This window comes from Lysinibacillus parviboronicapiens (genome assembly GCF_003049605.2).
GTDB lineage: Bacteria > Bacillota > Bacilli > Bacillales_A > Planococcaceae > Lysinibacillus > Lysinibacillus parviboronicapiens.
In genome coordinates, this window is sequence record NZ_CP073713.1 from 4672616 (window position 1) to 4695126 (window position 22511).

At 39.5% G+C, this 22511-nt stretch carries 19 protein-coding genes and 1 other annotated feature; all 19 genes read right to left on the minus strand.

What is annotated here, in order from left to right; all coding sequences use genetic code 11:
• Window positions 1-40: 40 nt before the first annotated feature.
• The 19 genes from rplB to rplJ all read right to left on the minus strand — a co-directional run bounded on the left by rplB (window position 41) and on the right by rplJ (window position 22285).
• Window positions 41-871 carry a 50S ribosomal protein L2 gene (rplB, locus tag C9J31_RS22735; protein ID WP_054767904.1) on the minus strand — a complete coding sequence of 277 codons (831 nt, stop codon included), beginning with the start codon at window positions 869-871 and terminating at the stop codon, window positions 41-43.
• Window positions 872-918: 47 nt separating this feature from the next.
• Entirely contained in the window at window positions 919-1203 is a 285-nt protein-coding gene (gene rplW, locus C9J31_RS22740) for a 50S ribosomal protein L23 (protein ID WP_054767903.1), read from the minus strand.
• Window positions 1203-1826, minus strand: coding sequence for a 50S ribosomal protein L4 (gene rplD, locus C9J31_RS22745; RefSeq protein WP_010860604.1), 624 nt, complete (start codon window positions 1824-1826; stop codon window positions 1203-1205). Before rplD ends, rplW begins: the two co-directional genes overlap by 1 nt.
• A gap of 26 nt (window positions 1827-1852) precedes the next feature.
• Window positions 1853-2482, minus strand: coding sequence for a 50S ribosomal protein L3 (rplC, locus tag C9J31_RS22750; RefSeq protein ID WP_010860605.1), 630 nt, complete (start codon window positions 2480-2482; stop codon window positions 1853-1855).
• Between the two features lie 46 nt (window positions 2483-2528).
• The gene (rpsJ, locus tag C9J31_RS22755) at window positions 2529-2837 is read right to left on the minus strand and encodes a 30S ribosomal protein S10 (RefSeq protein WP_004233624.1); all 309 of its coding nucleotides are present in this window, start codon (window positions 2835-2837) and stop codon (window positions 2529-2531) included.
• A 521-nt stretch (window positions 2838-3358) separates the two neighbouring features.
• On the minus strand, window positions 3359-5338 hold the full coding sequence (locus C9J31_RS22760) for an FtsX-like permease family protein (protein WP_107950588.1): 1980 nt from the start codon (window positions 5336-5338) through the stop codon (window positions 3359-3361).
• Entirely contained in the window at window positions 5328-6089 is a 762-nt protein-coding gene (locus C9J31_RS22765) for an ABC transporter ATP-binding protein (protein WP_107925084.1), read from the minus strand. The genes C9J31_RS22760 and C9J31_RS22765 overlap by 11 nt, the downstream gene beginning before the upstream one ends.
• A 96-nt stretch (window positions 6090-6185) precedes the next feature.
• Window positions 6186-7202: a sensor histidine kinase gene (locus C9J31_RS22770; RefSeq protein WP_107950599.1), complete on the minus strand. Its 1017-nt coding sequence runs from the start codon at window positions 7200-7202 to the stop codon at window positions 6186-6188.
• Window positions 7203-7208: 6 nt separating this feature from the next.
• Window positions 7209-7892 carry a response regulator transcription factor gene (locus C9J31_RS22775; protein WP_193767117.1) on the minus strand — a complete coding sequence of 228 codons (684 nt, stop codon included), beginning with the start codon at window positions 7890-7892 and terminating at the stop codon, window positions 7209-7211.
• Between the two features lie 101 nt (window positions 7893-7993).
• The gene (tuf, locus tag C9J31_RS22780; RefSeq protein ID WP_107925082.1) at window positions 7994-9181 is read right to left on the minus strand and encodes an elongation factor Tu; all 1188 of its coding nucleotides are present in this window, start codon (window positions 9179-9181) and stop codon (window positions 7994-7996) included.
• 135 nt (window positions 9182-9316) lie between these two features.
• The gene (fusA, locus tag C9J31_RS22785; protein WP_054767901.1) at window positions 9317-11395 is read right to left on the minus strand and encodes an elongation factor G; all 2079 of its coding nucleotides are present in this window, start codon (window positions 11393-11395) and stop codon (window positions 9317-9319) included.
• 80 nt (window positions 11396-11475) lie between these two features.
• Complete coding sequence (rpsG, locus tag C9J31_RS22790; RefSeq protein WP_010860612.1) at window positions 11476-11946, minus strand: 30S ribosomal protein S7; 471 nt, start codon at window positions 11944-11946, stop codon at window positions 11476-11478.
• Window positions 11947-12095: 149 nt separating this feature from the next.
• On the minus strand, window positions 12096-12515 hold the full coding sequence (gene rpsL / locus C9J31_RS22795) for a 30S ribosomal protein S12 (RefSeq protein ID WP_010860613.1): 420 nt from the start codon (window positions 12513-12515) through the stop codon (window positions 12096-12098).
• Window positions 12516-12613: 98 nt separating this feature from the next.
• Window positions 12614-12862: a ribosomal L7Ae/L30e/S12e/Gadd45 family protein gene (locus C9J31_RS22800; RefSeq protein ID WP_054767898.1), complete on the minus strand. Its 249-nt coding sequence runs from the start codon at window positions 12860-12862 to the stop codon at window positions 12614-12616.
• 138 nt (window positions 12863-13000) lie between these two features.
• A complete protein-coding gene (rpoC, locus tag C9J31_RS22805) occupies window positions 13001-16687 on the minus strand; it encodes a DNA-directed RNA polymerase subunit beta' (protein ID WP_107925081.1) in 3687 nt (1228 codons plus the stop codon).
• 168 nt (window positions 16688-16855) lie between these two features.
• Entirely contained in the window at window positions 16856-20431 is a 3576-nt protein-coding gene (rpoB, locus tag C9J31_RS22810) for a DNA-directed RNA polymerase subunit beta (protein WP_193767116.1), read from the minus strand.
• Between the two features lie 241 nt (window positions 20432-20672).
• The gene (locus C9J31_RS22815; RefSeq protein ID WP_107950586.1) at window positions 20673-21275 is read right to left on the minus strand and encodes a class I SAM-dependent methyltransferase; all 603 of its coding nucleotides are present in this window, start codon (window positions 21273-21275) and stop codon (window positions 20673-20675) included.
• Between the two features lie 76 nt (window positions 21276-21351).
• Window positions 21352-21711: a 50S ribosomal protein L7/L12 gene (gene rplL / locus C9J31_RS22820; protein WP_010860618.1), complete on the minus strand. Its 360-nt coding sequence runs from the start codon at window positions 21709-21711 to the stop codon at window positions 21352-21354.
• A gap of 73 nt (window positions 21712-21784) precedes the next feature.
• On the minus strand, window positions 21785-22285 hold the full coding sequence (rplJ, locus tag C9J31_RS22825; RefSeq protein WP_054767897.1) for a 50S ribosomal protein L10: 501 nt from the start codon (window positions 22283-22285) through the stop codon (window positions 21785-21787).
• A 32-nt stretch (window positions 22286-22317) separates the two neighbouring features.
• Window positions 22318-22464, minus strand: a sequence feature (ribosomal protein L10 leader region).
• Window positions 22465-22511: the final 47 nt, after the last annotated feature.

Below are 22511 nucleotides of genomic sequence, written 5' to 3' on the forward strand. Positions count from 1 at the left end.
TTCCACCACGGCTCTCACATAGAACCGTAGTTTAACCACTTTATTTTTTACGACTACGGATGATAAATTTATCCGATTTGTTTTTCTTCTTGCGAGTTTTGTAACCAAGAGCTGGTTTACCCCAAGGAGTCATTGGTGATTTACGTCCGATTGGAGAACGTCCTTCACCACCACCGTGTGGGTGATCGTTAGGGTTCATTACAGAACCACGAACTACTGGGCGTTTACCTAACCAACGGCTACGACCAGCTTTACCGATGTTTACAAGTTCGTGTTGTTCGTTACCAACTTGACCGATTGTAGCGCGGCAAGTAGCAAGAACTAAACGTACTTCACCTGATTGAAGACGTACGATAACGTATTTATCTTCACGACCAAGTACTTGAGCTGAAGTACCAGCTGAACGTACTAATTGGCCACCTTTACCAGGTTTTAACTCGATGTTATGGATTGTAGTACCCATTGGAATGTTTGCTAATGGTAATGCATTACCTGCTTTAATATCAGCATCTGGACCAGATACGATTGTTTGACCAACCTCTAGACCTTTTGGTGCTAAGATGTAAGCTTTTGCTCCATCAGCGTAGTTGATTAATGCGATATTCGCAGAACGGTTTGGATCATATTCGATAGTAGCAACTTTTGCCGGAATGCCATCTTTAATTCGTTTGAAATCGATGACACGGTATTGCTTCTTATGACCACCACCATGATGACGAACAGTGATTTTACCTTGGTTGTTACGACCAGCTTTGCGTTTTGTTGGTTCAAGCAATGATTTCTCAGGCTTGTTAGTTGTAATTTCCGCAAAGTCTAATGACGTCATATTACGACGACCATTAGAGGTAGGTTTATACTTTTTAATCGCCATGTGTTTTCCCTCCTTCTTGATTGTTCAAATCATAAATCCCTAAAGGATTACATTTCGAATAATTCGATGTCTTTGCTGTCCGCAGTTAATTTAACAATCGCTTTACGACGTTTGTTAGTGTAACCACCGTAACGGCCAACGCGTTTGAATTTACCTTTGTAGTTAAGAACGTTTACTTTCTCAACTTCTACACCAAAGATTTCTTCTACAGCGTCTTTTACTTGAGTTTTGTTAGCGCGAGTGTCTACTTCGAAAGTATACTTTTTCTCTGCCATAAGTTCTGAAGAACGCTCAGTAATGACCGGACGTTTTAAAATATCACGTGCTTCCATTATCCAAGCACCTCCTCAACTTTTTCTACTGCAGCTTTAGTGAATACAACTTTTTCATGACCTAAAAGATCAAGAACGTTGATTCCATTTGCAGTTAAAACTGTTACACCAGGGATGTTACGAGCAGATAATGCTACGTTTTCATCTAGGTCAGCAGTAACGAATAAAGATTTTTTCTCTAAAGAAAGATCTTTAAGGATTTTTGTGAATTCTTTTGTTTTTGGTGCTGCTAGAGTAAGAGCATCAAGAACTAAGAAGTTTTGTTCTACTACTTTAGCTGATAAAGCTGATTTAAGAGCTAAACGACGAACTTTTTTAGGTAATTTATAAGAGTAGCTACGTGGAGTTGGACCGAATACGATACCACCGCCGCGCCATTGTGGAGAACGGATAGAACCTTGACGAGCACGACCAGTTCCTTTTTGACGCCATGGTTTACGACCACCACCAGCAACTTCAGAACGGTTTTTAACCTTATGATTACCTTGACGTAGAGAAGCGCGTTGTGCAACTACTGCGTCGAATAATACTGCTTCATTTGGCTCGATTCCGAAGATCGCTTCGTTTAACTCGATTTCACCAACTGAAGCACCTGTTTGACTAAGTACAGATACTTTTGTCATTCCTGTTTCCTCCTTTCTCGAAGTGATTAGTTAGCTTTAATTGCAGTTTTAACTGTAACTAGAGCTTTTTTAGAACCAGGAACATTACCTTTAACAAGTAGTAAGTTACGTTCCGCATCAACTTTCACGATTTCTAAGTTTTGGATTGTAACTACAGTGCCACCCATTTGACCAGGTAATTTCTTTTGTTTAAATACGCGGTTCGGAGCAACTGGACCCATTGAACCAGGACGACGGTGGTAACGAGAACCGTGGGCCATAGGACCACGAGATTGTCCGTGGCGTTTGATAACACCTTGGAAACCTTTACCTTTAGTAACACCTGTTACATCAATTACATCGCCTTCTGCGAAAATTTCTACTTTGACTTCTTGACCAACTTCGTATTCTTCAACGTTCACGTTGCGGAATTCACGAATGAAGCGCTTAGGAGCAGTATTCGCTTTTGCTACGTGACCTTGTTCTGGTTTGTTAGAAAGCTTAACACGCTTATCTTCGAAACCAACTTGGATTGCTTCGTAGCCATCTGTATCAACAGTTTTCTTTTGAAGAACTACGTTTGGAGCAGCTTCAATCACTGTTACCGGGATTAAATCGCCGTTTTCAGCGAAAACTTGAGTCATACCAATTTTTCTACCTAAGATTCCTTTAGCCATTCGTCACACCTCCTGTAAGTTTTAAAATGTTATATTGTTTTTACCATTAAAGTTTGATTTCGATATCAACGCCAGATGGTAAATCAAGTTTCATTAACGCATCAACAGTTTGTGGTGTTGGGTTAACGATATCGATCAGACGTTTATGCGTACGCATTTCGAATTGCTCACGAGAATCTTTGTACTTGTGAACAGCACGAAGAATTGTGTACACAGACTTCTCAGTTGGAAGTGGAATCGGACCTGATACACTTGCACCTGAACGTTTTGCAGTTTCCACAATTTTCTCAGCAGACTGATCTAAAATACGGTGATCATACGCTTTTAAACGAATACGAATCTTTTGTTTTGCCATTATTTTCCCTCCTTCTCGCCTATTTTCTAGACATTCTCCACGAAAATTCTCCCACACACCGCCATGGCAAAGCGGCCGGGTGTGTCGGCAACCTCTCGTTTCATCGCAGTCAAAGACCAACATTCAACATTATATACAATAAAAAAAGAATAAGCAAGTCTTTTCGCTAAATTCTTTTAAATGTTGTAGATATTCTTAACTACTAATATTTCTCGCTTATTTAAGCCGTTTACTAGTATATATAATTTCTACGAACATTGCAACACAAAAGGCTATACCACAACGTTTTCGGACATTTCACACAATTAACGTAGTCACCGTCAATTCTCAAATACTTAACCGTGCTTTTCTAAAATTCATAAGGACAAGCATAGTCTCTCACCCATTTGATATATAGTTGTCTGGCATATCAATATTCAGTCCAGTTGAGCCAGTGTTTTACCTGGGCAACAATAAAAAACAGTATGGAGCATTCATCTGCTTGCCATACTGTTTTTTGACTTTCTTCATATAATTATTGTTTACAAAGACTCTCGGATAACTTTTTTATAATAGCCGACAGAGAGTACTGCAAAAATAGCGTATAGTGCTATATAGCAAATCATAGCTATCCACAGAGGCGTCGTTAGCTCTGTGCCGAATAAAAACCAACCCGATTTAACTGCAAAGTAACTATGAAGTAATCCAATGAGCAAAGGTACACCAAAGTTAAACGCTTGCTTCATATAGATTCCTTTCATTATATCTCGCTCTGCAAAACCAATCTTTCTTAAAATTGTATATGAACCTCGTTCCTCTTCAGCTTCGGACATTTGTTTAAAGTACAAAATACTTCCTGTTGTCATTAAAAAGGCTAAGCCTAAGAAAGCCGTCGTGAATATCGTTATTCCCAAGGTTTCGATATTCTCTTTGCGCTTACCCTCAAAAGAGGCTTGCTTGTAGCTTTTTGTTTCGCCTTCACTATCTATAGAAGAGATAACACCTGCACCCGATTGTGTATATAGTTTTTCAGCTAAAGCTAAATCTTCTTTTGATTTTAATGTAATGGAAGTTTGTTTATGCCACTGTGATTCATTTGAATACTTAGCTAGCTTTTCAAACAATTTGTCTGTTACTACAAAGATTGGTCCGCCCCCACCAGCAGTCACAATGCCACTGATAATACTTTTATCTTGCACATCTATGACATGAAATGTTTCCTCATGTTCGCCCACAGTTACGACCATATCATGATCCTTTTCCAACGGGAACATTTCAGCCATGTAACCACCATAATTTGTTAAGATGACATCATCTCCTGACATTGAAGCTTCGGGCACACTTTGTCGATAATCAGAAAGTGGAACTGTATAAATAGTACCTTTCATATTATAAAAGGGACTATCTTTTTGATCCTTCGGTAATAATTGCGCTACTGAAGCTGTTACGGCCTGTAATCTGTAATCAACCTTGTTATAGGCAATGTTATTTTGCTTTAGCATCTGTAAGAATTCCTGCCCGTTATCTTCAAGTAATATATAATCTCCTGGTACTTGGCTGTATGCCGATGCTTCAGAAGAATAATATGCAATATAAGATAATGTTGTAACCCCAAGTGATACACCCGTTAAAACAGTAATAAGCGTCAATGATTTTGCGTTACTTTTCATACGGTGCATAATCGGTGTTAATGCTAATACATCATGCACAGATAAATGCCCATTTTTCTTTAAGCGAACTGAATTCATAATAAACGCAACTGAAAAGCGGAATACAAGGAATGTCCCACCAATTGTTGACGCTAAAATAATTATCATATTGACAAACAGATTGCCAGTGGACTCAATATCGAATAGTTTCGTTGATGCATAGTATCCATATGCAATTAATACAAGCCCTAAGAAGCCAATCATCATTTGTAGTGGACTGAAACGTTTTACACGCTCGTCTGCCTGCTTAGAAGCACTAAATAACGATAGCAAAGATACACGTTGAATCATCCATGCCATCTGCGCTAGCACTATTACCAAGAGAATCGCGAATACTACAATAGACTGCTGTAAAGCCTGTGTACTGAACGTCATTGTCACAAGTGCTTCTTTTTCTAGTACACGAAGTAAAACCATCGCGAAGAAACGTGAGCTAAAAAAGCCTGCTGTCATGCCTAGAATAACAGCTCCAACAAATAATAAAATATTTTCTACCGCCAACAAGCGTACAATAAGACCCTTTGTCATTCCTATTAACTGATACAAACCAACTTCCTTACTGCGACGCTTCATAAATAAATGGTTAGCATACAACACGAAGAACAAAATGATAAAGTACAAGATATATGTCGCAGCTTCAAAACCTGCAGTTGCTGTACCACTCTTCTGTACAGTAGCTAGCACTTCAGCATTATTCTGCAATGTCACAAAAGAAAAATAGAGTGTAACACTAAAAATAAGTGCGAAGAAATATAAGTAATAATGCTTCATATTTTTCTTCATACTGCGGAACACGAGTTTACTAAGACTCATAACCGTCACCACCTAGCACACTTTGCGTATGCATAATTTCTTGGAAAAATGCCTGTCTTGTCTTATCACCTTTATATAGCTCACTATAAATGAGTCCATCCTTTAAAAACAAAACACGTGTACAGAAGCTTGCTGCCACTGCATCGTGCGTAACCATCATAATCGTCGCCTCTTTTGCTTCATTGATACTTTGTAGGTTTTTTAGAAGCGCAGTAGCCGATTTGGAATCGAGCGCACCTGTAGGTTCATCCGCAAACACAAGTGATGGATTTGTAATAAGGGCACGCGCAGCAGATGTGCGTTGCTTTTGGCCTCCTGATATTTCATTCGGATATTTATGTAAAATATCTGTAATACCTAATAAATGCGTCAGCTCCTTAACACGGCTTTCCGCAACAGCTTTTGGTAATTTACCAATCGCTAAAGGCAATAAAATATTTTCTTTCACTGTTAAAGTATCAAGTAGATTATAATCTTGGAAAATGAAACCTAACTGTTCACGGCGGAAATTAGCCAGTGCCTTTTCCTTCATACCACGTAAACTTTGACCATTTATTTCGATAACGCCCTCAGTCGCAAAGTCAATCGAACACAAAACATTTAATAATGTGGTCTTGCCTGAACCAGAGGGACCCATAATGCCTACAAATTCACCTTTATTAACTTCTACATCAATGCCCTTTAATACTTCCTGAGCCGTTGATTTTTTACCATAAACTTTTTTAACTTTACGTCCAATTAAAACTGCCACTTAGTCGCGCCCCTTTCTATAGTCCAAGTGTACCCTGTCTGTGAAATCATTTCGTGTGTTTTACATGACAATATAAAAAGGTAGGTGACATTTTCGTCATCTACCTGTTAGTTTGACATATTCATTTTGCAAGGGGAAACGTAATGTGAAAATGGAACCTTCACCAGCCTCCGATTGCACGCTAATACGAATGCCGATTTTCAGTGCAACATTATGTGCTAGGTATAAACCCATACCTGTTGATTGTGCCGACTCCCTACCAGCAGTCCCCGTATACGACTTTTGAAAGATACGTGGCAAATCCTCTTTTCGAATACCAATACCTTCATCTTGTATATGTAGCAATATTGCGCCAGTGACATCTACTTCCGTAAAGATTACAATGTCAGTATTGGTAGGACTGTATTTTATAGCATTTGATAGAATTTGCCGTACGATAAAAGCTAACCATTTACCATCCGTCATTACCATCTCCGATAATTCTGCTACATCAAAACCTATACCCTTTTCCAAACACCACGGCTGCATTGCACGGATTTCCTTGTAAACAACAGTACGCAGCTCCATTTCGGTCATATAGTTATCTTTTTCAATTGAAGCAAGACGAGTTTGATGCAGCTGCTGATCGACTAATAAATGCAATCTGAGCCACTCATGCTCTAGTTTGCGACGTAATGCTAAATCCTCTATTTGGGATAACATTAAGTTAATAGATGTTAAAGGTGCCTTCACTTCATGTACCCATGCCAGAAGCTCGTCTGTATACTCTTGTAACTGGACTTTCGCCTTGTTCAATTCCATATCCTTTACATAAAATACATCTTCAATCTTCGCAAAATAAGCATCTTGAAAAGGTGATAGGTCTAAGTTTTTACTATGAACGTCATCTAACTGCCCATCCACATTTCCCAGGAAATCTTTCAATTGACCTACTTCAACAATATAACGCCACAGCAAAAAGACTGTAAAGCTAACTACCATGCAAATATTAACATACGTAATGGAAATGCTCATTAAACCCACATCTAAAGAAAATAGTACATTCACAACAACTATTATAAATAAATGAAATCCTATCCATGTTAGTCGCTCTTTTAAGAATAATAGAAGCACCCACAATCACATCCCTTGCGATAACGCCATATAGCCTAGCCCTTTTTTTGTTAAAATGACTTCCTGTAATCCTATATCTTCAAGCTTTGTGCGTAAACGATTTACATTTACAGACAATGTATTATCATTAACAAAGCGCTCATCGTCCCATAATTTTCTCATTAGATCATCTCTTGAGACAATTTGATTAGCCTTTTCCACTAAAATCCTTAAGATAAAAAGTTCATTTTTTGTCAAAGAAACCAATTGTCCTTCAAACATTATCTCGCTTCTTGCATAATCAATAACAGCACCATTAAAACGTGTGACTTCCATCTTTTCTTCTACATAGTCATACGTACGCCGCAAAAGGGCCTGTACCTTTGCAACTAATACTTCCATATGAAAAGGTTTTTGTATAAAATCATCAGCACCCATTTGCATGGCCATCACCATATCCATAGGGTGATCTCGTGATGATAGAAAGAGAATTGGTACCTTCGAGATATGTCTAATTTCTCGACACCAATGAAAACCATCATAAGCAGGTAGTTGAATATCAATTAATACTAGTTGTGGTTTCTCTTCTATAAAATCATCCATCACTTTTTGAAAATTTCTTGGACCTACAACTTGCAGTGACCATTGCGCAAAACGCTGTTTAATCATTCCAAAAATTGATGGATCATCTTCTATCAATAAAACTTTCATTTCCATGCACAAGCACCCCTTTCTCATCTAATTTTAACATAAAAAACCAATCTGTAAGCGTCCCTACAGATTGGTTTAGAAAAATTAGCTTGCGCTAAAAATTATTTTTGGATAGAAGCAACTACGCCAGCGCCTACAGTACGGCCACCCTCACGGATAGAGAATTTAGTACCTTCTTCAAGAGCGATTGGAGCGATAAGTTCTACTGTCATTTCGATGTTATCACCAGGCATTACCATTTCAACGCCTTCTGGTAAGTTACAGATACCTGTTACGTCAGTTGTACGGAAGTAGAACTGAGGACGGTAGTTAGAGAAGAATGGAGTATGACGGCCACCCTCTTCTTTAGATAAAACGTAAACTTCAGCTTTGAAGTTTGTGTGTGGAGTGATTGAGCCTGGTTTAGCTAATACTTGACCACGTTGGATTTCTTCACGAGCTACACCACGAAGTAAAGCACCGATGTTGTCACCAGCTTCAGCGTAGTCTAATAATTTACGGAACATTTCAACGCCAGTTACAGTTGTAGATTTAGCTTCTTCAGTAATACCTACGATTTCAACTACGTCACCAACTTTAACTTGACCACGTTCAACACGGCCAGTTGCAACTGTACCACGACCAGTGATTGAGAATACGTCCTCAACAGGCATCATGAATGGTTTGTCAGTTTGACGTTCTGGAGTTGGGATGTAAGAGTCTACAGCGTCCATTAATTCAACGATTTTTTCTTCCCATTCTGCTTCGCCTTCAAGAGCTTTAAGAGCAGAACCTTTAATTACAGGGATATCGTCGCCTGGGAATTCATATTCAGATAGTAGGTCACGGATTTCCATTTCTACTAATTCTAATAATTCTTCGTCGTCAACCATATCACATTTGTTCATGAATACTACTAAGTATGGAACACCTACTTGACGAGATAAAAGGATGTGTTCACGAGTTTGTGGCATTGGGCCATCAGCAGCAGATACTACTAAGATACCGCCGTCCATTTGTGCAGCACCAGTGATCATGTTTTTAACATAGTCAGCGTGTCCTGGGCAGTCAACGTGTGCATAGTGACGAGATTCTGTTTCGTATTCTACGTGAGAAGTATTGATTGTGATACCACGTTCTTTTTCTTCAGGTGCGTTATCGATGTCAGCGTAAGATTTAGCTGTACCACCCATTTTTTTAGAAAGTACTGTAGCGATTGCAGCAGTTAAAGTAGTTTTACCATGGTCAACGTGTCCGATTGTACCAATGTTAGCATGCGTTTTTGAACGGTCAAATTTTTCTTTAGCCATTAGAGATTGCCTCCTCAAAATTATATGTTTTTTTTTGAAATTTATAGAATGAATGCTGATAGAGAACGGGCCCATCCCCTATCCTGCAATCATAGCTTACAAATTAGTTATACTTTATGCAAGATGAAAATTCAATTATTCACCTTTATTTTTTTTGATGATTTCAGCAGCGATTGATTTTGGTACTTCTTCATAATGATCAAATGTCATTGAGAATACACCGCGACCTTGCGTTGCAGAACGAAGAGTTGTTGCGTAACCAAACATTTCCGCTAACGGAACCATTGCACGAACAACTTGAGAGTTACCGCGAGCATCCATACCCTCAACGCGTCCGCGACGAGAAGTAATGTTACCCATGATATCACCAAGGTACTCTTCTGGAATTACAACTTCAACTTTCATCATTGGTTCTAAAATAACAGCGTCACATTGTTTCGATGCTTCTTTAAGAGCCATAGATGCAGCAATTTTGAACGCCATCTCATTCGAGTCAACGTCATGGTAAGAACCGAATACTAATTTCGCTTTAATGTCGATTAGAGGGTAACCAGCTACTACACCGCGGTCAAGAGAGTCACGAAGACCTGCTTCAACTGCAGGGATGTATTCACGAGGTATTACACCACCAACGATAGCGTTTTCGAATTCAAAGCCTTTACCTTCTTCATTTGGAGAGAACTCAATCGTTACGTCTCCGTATTGTCCACGACCACCAGATTGGCGAGTGAATTTACCTTGAACTTTTGCAGAGCCACGGAATGTCTCACGGTAAGATACCATTGGAGCACCTACGTTAGCTTCTACTTTAAATTCACGGCGCATACGGTCAACTAAGATATCAAGGTGAAGCTCACCCATACCTGAGATGATTGTTTGTCCAGTTTCTGTGTCAGTGTGTGCACGGAAAGTTGGATCCTCTTCTTGAAGTTTTTGTAAAGCTTGACCCATTTTATCTTGGTCAGCTTTTGATTTTGGTTCTACAGAAAGAGAAATTACTGGCTCAGGGAATTCCATTGATTCAAGAATAACTAGGTTTTTCTCGTCACATAGAGTATCACCAGTAGTAGTATCTTTAAGACCTACTGCTGCTGCGATGTCCCCAGCGAATACTTTAGAAATCTCTTCACGAGAGTTAGCGTGCATTTGTAGGATACGACCTACACGTTCACGTTTACCTTTAGAAGAGTTTTGTACGTATGAACCTGAATCTAATGTTCCAGAGTACACACGGAAGAAAGTTAATTTACCTACGAATGGGTCAGTCATAACTTTGAATGCAAGAGCTGAGAATGGCTCTTCATCAGAAGATTTACGTTCTAACTCTTCGTCACCATCAACTGAAGTACCTTTGATTGCTGGTACATCAACTGGAGATGGTAAATAATCGATAACTGCATTTAACATTGGGCGTACGCCTTTGTGTTTGAATGCTGTACCACAGATTACTGGGTAGAATTCTACTGCGATCGTAGCACGACGGATAGCCGCTTTAAGTTCAGCAACAGTAATTTCTTCGCCTTCTAAATATTTCTCCATGATTTCTTCATCAACACTTGCAACAGCGTCGATTAGTTTTTCACGGTATTCTTCAGCTTGTTCGCGGTATTCTTCAGGGATTTCACCTTCAGTTACTGCAGTACCTTTTTCGTCGCCGTAGAAAGTTGCTTTCATTTCAACTAAGTCAATGATTGCAGAGAACTGATCTTCAGCTCCGATAGGTAATTGGACAGGGTGAGCGTTTGCTTGTAAACGATCATGTAGAGTTCCTACAGAATATAAGAAATCTGCTCCTGTTTTATCCATTTTGTTAATGAATACAATACGTGGAACACCGTATGTTGTAGCTTGACGCCATACAGTTTCAGTTTGAGGCTCAACACCAGATTGAGCATCTAGTACTGTTACAGCACCGTCAAGTACGCGTAATGAACGTTCTACTTCTACAGTGAAGTCTACGTGTCCAGGAGTATCGATGATGTTTACACGGTGGCCTGCCCATTGGGCTGTTGTTGCAGCAGAAGTGATTGTAATACCACGTTCTTGCTCTTGCTCCATCCAGTCCATTTGAGAAGCGCCTTCATGAGTTTCACCGATTTTGTGAATCTTACCAGTGTAATAAAGGATACGCTCAGTTGTTGTTGTTTTACCAGCATCAATGTGAGCCATGATCCCAATATTACGAGTATTCTCAAGTGAGAATTCGCGTTTCATAGGAAATTTCTCCTTCCATATTGGGGTAAAGACTGTATAAAAGACCTTGTGTTAGCCAATTAGCTAACACATAGGTTAAATTACCAACGGTAGTGAGCGAATGCTTTGTTCGCTTCTGCCATTTTGTGCATATCTTCACGTTTCTTAACTGATGCACCAGTGTTGTTTGAAGCATCTAGGATTTCGTTAGCTAAACGCTCTTCCATAGTTTTTTCACCACGAAGACGAGAATAGTTAACTAGGTAACGAAGACCTAAAGTTGTACGACGTTCTGGACGTACTTCAACCGGTACTTGGTAGTTAGAACCACCAACACGGCGAGCGCGTACTTCAAGAACTGGCATTACGTTGTTTAGAGCAGCTTCGAATACTTCAATTGGATTTTCACCAGAACGTTCTTTAACAATTTCGAACGCACCGTATAAAATCTTTTGAGAAGTACCTCTTTTACCATCAACCATCATTTTATTGATTAAACGAGTTACTAGTTTTGAACTATAAATTGGATCTGGTAACACGTCACGTTTGGAAACAGGACCTTTACGAGGCATGTGTTTTCCTCCTTTCGAATAGTTATCGATTTATTTTATAAATTTTGCCTTGTTCGTAGTTGCCACACGAATTTCAACTCTGCTAGCAAGATTTGAAATTGGTGACATCTACATGAGGCTCAATATTTAATAACACTTATCGTGTTACATTATTTTTTTTCTTTAGGGCGTTTTGTTCCGTATTTAGAACGTGATTGTAAACGACCGTTTACACCAGCTGTATCAAGAGCTCCACGTACGATATGGTAACGAACACCCGCTAAGTCTTTTACGCGTCCGCCACGGATAAGAACAACACTGTGCTCTTGTAAGTTGTGGCCTTCACCTGGGATATAAGCTGTAACCTCAATTTGGTTAGTTAAACGCACACGAGCGTATTTACGTAACGCTGAGTTTGGTTTACGAGGTGTCATTGTACCTACACGAGTACAAACACCGCGTTTTTGTGGAGATTTAACATCAGTTAAAGATTTTTTAAATGAGTTATATCCTTTGTTTAACGCTGGTGATTTTGATTTCGTGATTTTAGATTGACGAGGCTTACGTACTAATTGGTTAATTGTAGGCATCGGTATTTCCTCCCTTCATTTATTCCTTGTTAATACCACACATCCAGGTGGTTCATTTTTTGGGTAAAAACAAAGTCTTTGTGTTTTATACACAAAAACTACTCTACAGCAATAGCAACAACCGCTGCTCCAACGTGGATTCCACAGGCCTTGCCCAGTTCCTTTTTGGACTCAACAAGAATAATTGGCACACCGATTTCTCTCGCGAAAGTAATGGCCAAATCGGTTACCCAATTGTCTGCATCAAGTGCCACAAAAAGTTCTTTTACTGAACCATCGCGCATTGCTTTTACTGCTTGCTTTGTACCTATGATTGTTTTACTAGCCCTTACTTTATCATAAGACATTTTCATATCCTCCGAAGTATAGACAGTTAACTATCAACCTTCAATATATTAACATTACCTATTCCCACTGTCAACTAATATCTTTAAAAAGTCCGAAGAGATGGCAACAATCCATCTCTTCGGAGCTCATGTTACGAGTTATTCAGCAGAAACTGTTTCTTCTAAATCAAGCTCATCTTTTTCAATACGGATTTGACGGTAACGTTGCATACCAGTACCTGCAGGAACAAGTTTACCAATAATTACGTTCTCTTTTAATCCTAGAAGTTCGTCACGCTTACCTTTAATGGCAGCATCTGTTAATACACGAGTTGTTTCTTGGAATGATGCGGCAGATAAGAATGATTCTGTTTCAAGAGAAGCTTTTGTAATACCTAAAATTACAGGACGGCAAGTTGCAGGGTTTTTGCCGTTCATCACAGCATCTGCATTTGCTTCTGAGAATTGGTGGATATCTAGTAATGAACCTGGTAGTAACTCTGTATCACCAGCTTCAATGACACGTACTTTACGAAGCATTTGACGTACCATTACTTCGATATGTTTGTCTCCAATTTCTACCCCTTGCATACGGTATACTTTTTGTACTTCTTTTAACAGATACTCTTGTACTGTTGAAACGTCTTTAACTTTTAATAATTGTTTTGGATCAATAGAACCTTCTGTTAATACTTGGCCGCGTTCTACGAAGTCGCCTTCTTGTACTTTCAGACGAGCATTGTATGGTGCTTGGTATTTACGTGTTTCTACTTCACCTTCAATTGTAATTTCTTTTAGACCTTCACGAATTTCAGTGACGTCTGAAACCGTACCTGCGATATCAGTGATAACTGATTGACCTTTAGGATTACGAGCTTCAAAAATCTCTTGGATACGTGGAAGACCTTGTGTAATATCATCTCCGGCAACCCCACCTGTATGGAAAGTACGCATTGTTAACTGTGTACCTGGTTCACCGATTGATTGAGCCGCAATAATACCAACTGCTTCCCCAACTTCAACCTTTTCACCTGTTGCTAAGTTCATGCCGTAACATTTTTTACATACGCCATGTTTTGTATTACATGTAAATGCAGAACGAATTGTTACCTCTTCAATACCTAATTCAGTAATGACGCGAGCGATATCTTGGTCGATTAAACCATCTTTCGCTAAAATCACTTCGCCTGTTTCTGGATGATAGATAGTTTTCTTTGCATGACGACCAACAATACGTTCGTCTAACGCTTCGATTAACTCTGTACCTTCCATTAACGCACCAATTGTTAAACCACGGTCAGTTCCACAGTCATCTTCACGAACGATAACATCTTGTGCAACGTCTACAAGACGACGAGTTAAGTAACCTGAATCGGCTGTTTTCAAGGCTGTATCGGCAAGACCTTTACGAGCACCATGCGTAGAGATGAAGTATTCCAATACCGTTAAACCTTCACGGAATGACGATTTGATTGGAAGTTCAATGATACGACCAGCCGGGTTGGCCATCAGACCACGCATACCAGCTAACTGTGTAAAGTTAGATGCGTTACCACGGGCACCTGAGTCAGACATCATGAAGATTGGGTTTGTTTTCTCAAGCGATTTCATCAGCTTCGATTGAATTTCATCTTTCGCTGCACTCCAACTAGAGATAACGCGATCATAACGCTCATCTTCAGTGATGAAACCACGACGGAATTGCGCCTGTACTTTATCTACTTTTTCTTGTGCTACTGCTAAGATTTCGCCTTTATCTGGTAATACAACGATGTCAGATACACCAACAGTGATACCAGCACGTGTTGAATATTTGAAACCAAGGTTTTTCATACGGTCAAGCATTTTAGATGTTTCTGTAATGTGGAAACGTTTAAACACTTCAGCGATGATATTTCCTAAGAACTTCTTACGGAATGGGTTTACAACAGGAACTGATACAAAGTGTTTGCGAAGTACAGCTGTACGTTGTGCATCTACTTTGCCTTTTTCATCAAGTTCTTTGTATGCAGCATCTGCTTCAAGTTCTTTTAAAGTTTCTTCGTCAATTGTTAAATTTACAAAGTATTTTTGTGGTGTTTCTTGCTCTAAGTTAAATTCAGTCGGTTCATTAATGAACGGGAATGATTCAGGCAAGATTTCGTTAAAGATTACTTTACCAACAGTTGTGATTAAGAACATATTATTTTGCTCTTCAGTAAACGTTGGATTGTGTAGTGAACTTGCTTTTATCGCAATACGTGTATGCAAGTGAACATGACCAGTATCATACGCGATTAGCACTTCATTTGGTCCATAGAAAATGGAACCTTCACCACGAGCATCTTCACGCTCTAATGTTAAATAATAGTTACCTAATACCATATCTTGAGACGGTGTAACAACTGGTTTACCGTCTTTCGGGTTTAGGATGTTTTGTGCAGCAAGCATTAGAAGACGAGCTTCTGCTTGTGCTTCTGCTGATAAAGGAACGTGAACCGCCATTTGGTCACCATCAAAGTCAGCGTTATAAGCTGTACATACTAATGGGTGAAGACGAATAGCACGCCCTTCAACTAATGTTGGTTCGAATGCTTGGATACCAAGACGGTGAAGCGTCGGTGCACGGTTAAGTAATACCGGGTGCTCACGGATAACGTCTTCTAAAACGTCCCATACATCGTTGTTTAAACGTTCAATTTTACGTTTAGCAGATTTAATATTATGTGCAAGACCACGTTCTACTAACTCTTTCATAACGAAAGGTTTAAATAGCTCAATTGCCATTTCTTTTGGTAGACCACATTGGTACATTTTTAAGTTTGGACCTACTACGATAACTGAACGACCTGAATAGTCAACACGTTTACCAAGTAAGTTTTGACGGAAACGACCTTGTTTTCCTTTCAACATGTGTGAAAGTGATTTTAACGGACGGTTACCTGGACCTGTTACCGGACGACCACGGCGGCCATTATCGATTAATGCATCAACAGCTTCTTGTAACATACGTTTTTCGTTTTGAACGATGATGCTTGGTGCACCAAGGTCTAATAAGCGTTTTAAACGGTTATTACGGTTGATAACTCGACGGTAAAGGTCATTTAAATCAGATGTCGCGAAACGACCACCATCTAATTGCACCATTGGACGAAGCTCTGGTGGAATAACAGGTAGTACATCTAAAATCATCCATTCAGGTGAGTTACCTGAATTACGGAATGATTCAACAACCTCTAGACGTTTAATCGCACGTGTACGACGTTGGCCTTGTGCAGATTTCAACTCTTCTTTTAAAGAATATGTTTCATCTTCAAGATCAATTTTAGCAAGAAGCTTTTTGATTGCTTCTGCACCCATCGCTGCTTCGAATGTGTTCCCAAATTTTTCGCGGTATGCACGGTACTCTTTTTCAGAAAGTAATTGCTTGCTTTCTAAGTTAGTAGCACCCGGTTCGATTACAACATAAGATGCGAAGTAAATTACTTCTTCTAAAGCACGTGGAGACATATCTAAGATAAGACCCATACGGCTTGGAATACCTTTGAAGTACCAAATGTGAGAAACTGGGGCTGCTAATTCGATGTGACCCATACGTTCACGACGAACTTTTGCACGTGTTACTTCAACACCACAACGGTCACAAACTACGCCTTTGTAGCGCACACGTTTGTATTTACCACAGTGACATTCCCAGTCTTTAGTTGGACCGAAAATACGTTCACAGAATAAACCATCTTTTTCTGGTTTTAATGTTCGGTAGTTGATTGTTTCAGGTTTTTTGACTTCACCATATGACCAAGAACGAATCTTGTCAGGAGAAGCTAAACCAATTTTCATATATTCAAATTCATTAACGTCTATCAAGGAGCCTACCTCCCTTTAGTATAGGTCTTTATAAAGACTCTTTTACGCAGCTCGACAATCGTTTGCAAAAAATGTACTTCTTTGACAAAAGATTAAAAATAGATTGTTTTACAAGTAAAGAAAAGCCGGACAGGGCATCAAATCCTGCCCGGCTCTGAATAGTGTTAATTATTCAAATGACTCCACTGGCTCTTCTTCTTTTTCTGGCTGTGGTGCAATGTTAAGTGCATCAGCTGGTTGAAGATCTTCTTCTTCATCTAAATCGCGAAGCTCTACTTCTTCATCATTGATTGTTAACATTTTTACATCCATACCAAGAGATTGAAGTTCTTTGATCAATACTTTGAACGATTCAGGAACACCCGGCTCTGGTACACTTTCACCTTTAACGATGGCTTCGTAAGTTTTTACACGACCAACCACGTCATCGGATTTAACTGTTAAAATTTCTTGAAGTGTGTACGCAGCACCATATGCTTCAAGTGCCCATACCTCCATCTCACCAAAGCGTTGTCCACCAAACTGTGCTTTACCACCAAGTGGTTGTTGTGTAACAAGTGAGTAAGGACCAGTTGAACGTGCATGAAGTTTATCATCAACCATGTGCGCAAGTTTGATCATGTACATGATCCCAACAGATACACGGTTATCAAATGGCTCACCAGAACGTCCATCATACAGGATTGTTTTACCATCACGGTTCATCCCTGCTTCTTCCATCGTTTCCCAAACATCTTCTTCGTTGGCACCATCAAATACTGGTGTTGCCATATGGATACCTAAGTAACGAGAAGCCATACCTAAGTGTAGCTCTAAAACTTGTCCGATATTCATACGAGAAGGTACACCTAGTGGGTTTAACATGATATCTACAGGAGTGCCGTCTGGCATAAATGGCATATCCTCTTCCGGTAAAATACGAGAGATAACCCCTTTGTTACCATGACGTCCGGCCATTTTGTCCCCAACGCGGATTTTACGTTTTTGAACAATGTATGCACGAACTAATTGGTTAACACCTGGTGGTAACTCATCGCCATCTTCACGGTTAAATACTTTCACGTCAAGAATAATACCGCCCGCACCATGTGGTACGCGTAATGAAGTATCACGAACTTCACGTGCTTTTTCACCAAAGATTGCATGTAATAAACGCTCTTCAGCAGTTAGTTCTGTAACCCCTTTAGGCGTTACTTTACCAACAAGAATATCACCGTCACGAACTTCCGCACCAATACGGATGATTCCACGTTCGTCTAAATTACGAAGTGCATCTTCCCCAACGTTTGGAATATCACGTGTGATTTCTTCAGGTCCTAATTTTGTATCGCGAGACTCTGATTCGTATTCTTCAATATGAACTGAAGTATAAACATCGTCTTTTACAAGGCGTTCGCTCATGATAACAGCATCCTCATAGTTGAAGCCGTTCCATGTCATGAATGCAACAAGAACGTTACGACCAAGAGCTAATTCACCTTTTTCCATCGATGGACCGTCTGCTAAAATATCACGAGGTTTCACACGTTCGCCAACTTTTACAAGTGGACGTTGGTTATATGAAGTACCTTGGTTTGAACGAATGAATTTTTGTAATTTATATTTTGTTAAATCGCCTTTAACTTCTTTACCGTCAACTGTTTCAATGCGACGTACGTGGATTGAACGAGCTTCAACATGCTCTACAATACCATCATACTTCGCTACAACTGCCGCACCTGAGTCACGCGCATCTACGTGTTCCATACCAGTACCAACGAATGGCGCTTCTGGATTTAATAGTGGAACCGCTTGACGTTGCATGTTGGCACCCATAAGTGCACGGTTAGAGTCATCGTTTTCTAAGAACGGAATACATGCTGTCGCAGCAGAAACTACTTGTTTAGGAGATACGTCCATGTAGTCCATTTGTGCCTTATTGAATACAGTGTTATCCCCACGGAAACGACCTACTACTTCGTCATTTGTAAATGTACCATCTGGATTTAATAACGAGTTTGCTTGTGCAACGTAGTAGTTATCTTCTTCGTCCGCTGTTAAATAATCGATTTGGTCCGTTACTTTACCAGTTTCATGATCAATACGACGGTAAGGTGTTTCAATGAATCCAAATTTATTTACTTTGGCAAATGAAGATAATGAGTTGATTAACCCAATGTTTGGACCCTCTGGTGTCTCGATTGGACACATACGACCATAGTGAGAGTAGTGAACGTCACGTACTTCGAAACCAGCGCGCTCACGCGTTAAACCACCCGGTCCTAATGCAGATAGACGACGTTTATGTGTTAGCTCTGCTAATGGGTTTGTTTGGTCCATGAATTGAGATAATTGAGAGCTACCAAAGAACTCTTTAATCGATGCAATAACAGGACGGATGTTGATTAATTGTTGTGGTACGATAGCAGCTGTGTCGTTAATAGACATACGCTCACGTACTACACGTTCCATACGAGATAAACCGATACGGAATTGGTTTTGTAATAGCTCACCAACAGAGCGTAGACGACGATTACCTAAATGGTCGATATCATCAGTAGCCCCTACTTGGTAAAGTAAGTTGAAGAAGTAACTTACTGAAGATAGCACGTCAGCAGGTGTAATATTTTTCACTTCTTCATCAATATACGCATTACCAATTATATTGATTTCTTTTTGTGCTTCATCTTTTGGTGCATAAATTTTAATAGATTGGATTGTTACATCATCCTCAAGTACACCACCGACTTGTGATAAAGAACGGTAGCCAATACCTTTTGAAGAATCTTCTAGGTACGGTAAGATTTTATCTAATGTACGACGATCAAGCACTGTACCTTTTTCTACTAAAATTTCGCCTGTTTCTGGATCTACAAGCGTCTCTGCAATCGTTTGGTTGAATAAACGATTTTTAATGTGAAGCTTTTTATTCATTTTGTAACGACCAACATTCGCTAAATCATAGCGTTTTGCATCGAAGAAACGAGAGTATAATAAGCTCTTAGCACTTTCGACTGTTGGTGGCTCACCAGGACGTAAACGCTCATAAATTTCTAAAAGTGCTTTTTCTGTACTTTCAGAGTTATCTTTTTCAAGCGTATTACGTAAATACTCGTTGTCACCGATAATATCGATAATTTCTTGATCTGAACCGAAACCTAAAGCACGAAGTAACACTGTTACTGGTAGCTTACGCGTACGATCAATGCGCACATATACTACGTCTTTTGCGTCAGTTTCATATTCTAACCAAGCGCCTCGGTTCGGAATAACCGTTGCTCCGAAGCCTTTTTTACCATTCTTATCAGTTTTATCATGAAAATACACACTTGGTGATCGAACTAATTGTGAAACGATAACACGTTCTGCACCATTGATGATGAACGTACCTGTTTCAGTCATTAATGGGAAGTCACCCATGAATACATCTTGTTCTTTCACTTCGTCTGTTTCTTTGTTGTAAAGACGTACTTTCACACGTAATGGAGCTGCGTAAGTAACATCTCGCTCTTTACACTCATCCACATCATACTTAGGATCACCCAATGTATAATCGATGAATTCTAATGAAAGATTACCTGTAAAGTCCTCGATCGGCGAAATGTCACGGAACATTTCACGTAAACCTTCTTCAAGGAACCACTCGTAAGACGCCGTTTGAATCTCAATCAGATTTGGAAGCTCAAGCACCTCTTTAATACGCGCAAAGCTTCTACGCTGGCGGTGTTGTCCGTACTGAACTAGTTGACCTGTCAACTCATTCACCCCTCAATAAAGCGATATTAGGTCTTTGCAAAATCATACAAATAGTGTATGATTTCGAAAGACAAAAAGAAAACGAGTCTTCAAAAAGATCTCATTTTCGGTTAACTAAACTTATCTTGGCAAGTATACCCATATAAAACTAATCATATACAAAAGGGCACACGACCTCAAAATAATATTTTTGCATTGTATCATATTATCATAGCCGATTTGTCAAGTCAATATTTTATACATATTTCATTTATTTTTTTGCACGTATAATCCAATATCCTTTTTTCTTCTCGACAACATCGACTTCTAAAAACTTCTCTTCTAAATAACTTACCGTCGAAGGTGCACCCTGCTTTTTCTGAATCACTACCCACAACTCTCCAGATGTCACTAGCTTATCGTAAGCACCATCGTAAAAACGGAAAATTGTATCTTTTCCTGCACGAATTGGAGGGTTGGTTAAAATAGCCGCAGCCTTTGCGTCATTATCCACCATCGATAGTCCGTCACTTACAAATATTCGTACATTTTGAACTCCGTTTACTTGCGCATTTTTTTGCGAAAGTGCAACTGCACGTTCATTAATATCCATCATAAAAACAGTACGCTCAGGGTTTGCTTTGGCAATAGACAATCCAATCGGTCCATATCCACAACCCACATCAAAAATCGCACCATCAACTTCAGGCATTTTAAACGTATCTATTAATACACGGGATCCAAAATCTACTTCGCTTTTACTAAATACACCTGCATCCGTTTCAAAAGAAAACGAATGCCCAAGTAACTTAAATGTCCAGTGACGAGGTTTACTCTCAGTTTGAGGTTTATTTGTATAATAGTGATCTGACATTTTCATGCCTCCTCAGAATGAAGAAAAAGCTCGCCACAAATGACGAGCTTTCTTTTTGTATAAAAGTAATACGAGATTACTTAACTTCTACAGATGCGCCAACTTCTTCAAGTTTAGCTTTGATTTGTTCAGCTTCATCTTTAGAAACGCCTTCTTTAAGAGCTTTAGGAGCGTTATCTACAACTTCTTTAGCTTCTTTAAGACCTAAACCAGTGATTTCACGAACCACTTTGATTACTTTGATTTTTTCTGCACCAGCAGATGCTAATACTACGTCAAATTCAGTTTTTTCTTCAGCTGCAGCAGCACCGCCAGCAACTACTGCTACTGGAGCAGCAGCTGTTACACCGAATTCTTCTTCGATAGCTTTTACTAAATCGTTTAATTCAAGAACTGTCATAGCTTTGATAGCTTCTAAGATTTGCTCTTTGTTCATTATAATTTCCTCCTAATTGGATAATGTTTTATTTTTTTGCGGTCAGGCCGCTGAAGCTAAGCAACGTAAAGAATTACGCGCCTTGTTCTTCTTTTTGTTCTGCAACAGCTTTTGTTGCAAGTGCGAAGTTGCGCACTGGAGCTTGAAGTACAGATAAAAGCATTGATAGAAGACCTTCGCGTGATGGAAGTTCTGCAAGTGCTTTAACATCTTCAACAGAAGAGATTGTACCTTCAATGATACCCGCTTTAATTTCTAAAGCTTCATTTTTCTTAGCGAAATCGTTGATGATTTTAGCAGGAGCTACAACATCTTCAGTTGAGAACGCGATTGCGTTAGGACCAGTTAATACTTCGTTGATTCCTTCAACGCCAGCAGCTTCAGCAGCACGACGAGTTAAAGTGTTTTTGTAAACTTTGAACTCAACGCCAGCTTCACGAAGTTGTTTACGAAGCTCAGTTACTTGCGCAACATTAAGACCACGGTAATCCACTACTACTACAGAAGCAGCGCCTTGGAATTTTTCAGTGATTTCTTGCACTTGTGATTGTTTGTTTTCGATTGCTTTGCTCATGATGACACCTCCTATTAGAATGGGTCATTTATACCGACAAAAGAAAAGCCTCTGGGTCATATAGACACAGAGGCTGAAAGTCATCATCTTTAAAATAAGAATCCGAATTCCGATGTCCTCGGTAGGATCATTAAGTGACAAGTCACTCCTACTGTCTACGGTACAAATGGATGATTCACAACAGCACCCATCTTACCAAAGATACGGATTGCTGTCAACCGTTTTT

Bases quoted from the DNA above. Each gene is read 5' to 3' on its own strand.
- rplJ (WP_054767897.1), bottom strand. From the start codon at position 22,285: ATGAGCAAAGCAATCGAAAACAAACAATCACAAGTGCAAGAAATCACT.
- tuf (WP_107925082.1), bottom strand. From the start codon at position 9,181: ATGGCTAAAGAAAAATTTGACCGTTCAAAAACGCATGCTAACATTGGT.
- fusA (WP_054767901.1), bottom strand. From the start codon at position 11,395: ATGAAACGCGAATTCTCACTTGAGAATACTCGTAATATTGGGATCATG.
- C9J31_RS22800 (WP_054767898.1), bottom strand. From the start codon at position 12,862: ATGTCTTATGATAAAGTAAGGGCTAGTAAAACAATCATAGGTACAAAG.
- rplC (WP_010860605.1), bottom strand. From the start codon at position 2,482: ATGGCTAAAGGAATCTTAGGTAGAAAAATTGGTATGACTCAAGTTTTC.
- rpsG (WP_010860612.1), bottom strand. From the start codon at position 11,946: ATGCCTCGTAAAGGTCCTGTTTCCAAACGTGACGTGTTACCAGATCCA.
- C9J31_RS22815 (WP_107950586.1), bottom strand. From the start codon at position 21,275: ATGTCAGATCACTATTATACAAATAAACCTCAAACTGAGAGTAAACCT.
- C9J31_RS22760 (WP_107950588.1), bottom strand. From the start codon at position 5,338: ATGAGTCTTAGTAAACTCGTGTTCCGCAGTATGAAGAAAAATATGAAG.
- C9J31_RS22775 (WP_193767117.1), bottom strand. From the start codon at position 7,892: ATGAAAGTTTTATTGATAGAAGATGATCCATCAATTTTTGGAATGATT.
- rplD (WP_010860604.1), bottom strand. From the start codon at position 1,826: ATGACAAAAGTATCTGTACTTAGTCAAACAGGTGCTTCAGTTGGTGAA.
- rpsL (WP_010860613.1), bottom strand. From the start codon at position 12,515: ATGCCTACAATTAACCAATTAGTACGTAAGCCTCGTCAATCTAAAATC.
- rpsJ (WP_004233624.1), bottom strand. From the start codon at position 2,837: ATGGCAAAACAAAAGATTCGTATTCGTTTAAAAGCGTATGATCACCGT.
- rplW (WP_054767903.1), bottom strand. From the start codon at position 1,203: ATGGAAGCACGTGATATTTTAAAACGTCCGGTCATTACTGAGCGTTCT.
- rplL (WP_010860618.1), bottom strand. From the start codon at position 21,711: ATGAACAAAGAGCAAATCTTAGAAGCTATCAAAGCTATGACAGTTCTT.
- rplB (WP_054767904.1), bottom strand. From the start codon at position 871: ATGGCGATTAAAAAGTATAAACCTACCTCTAATGGTCGTCGTAATATG.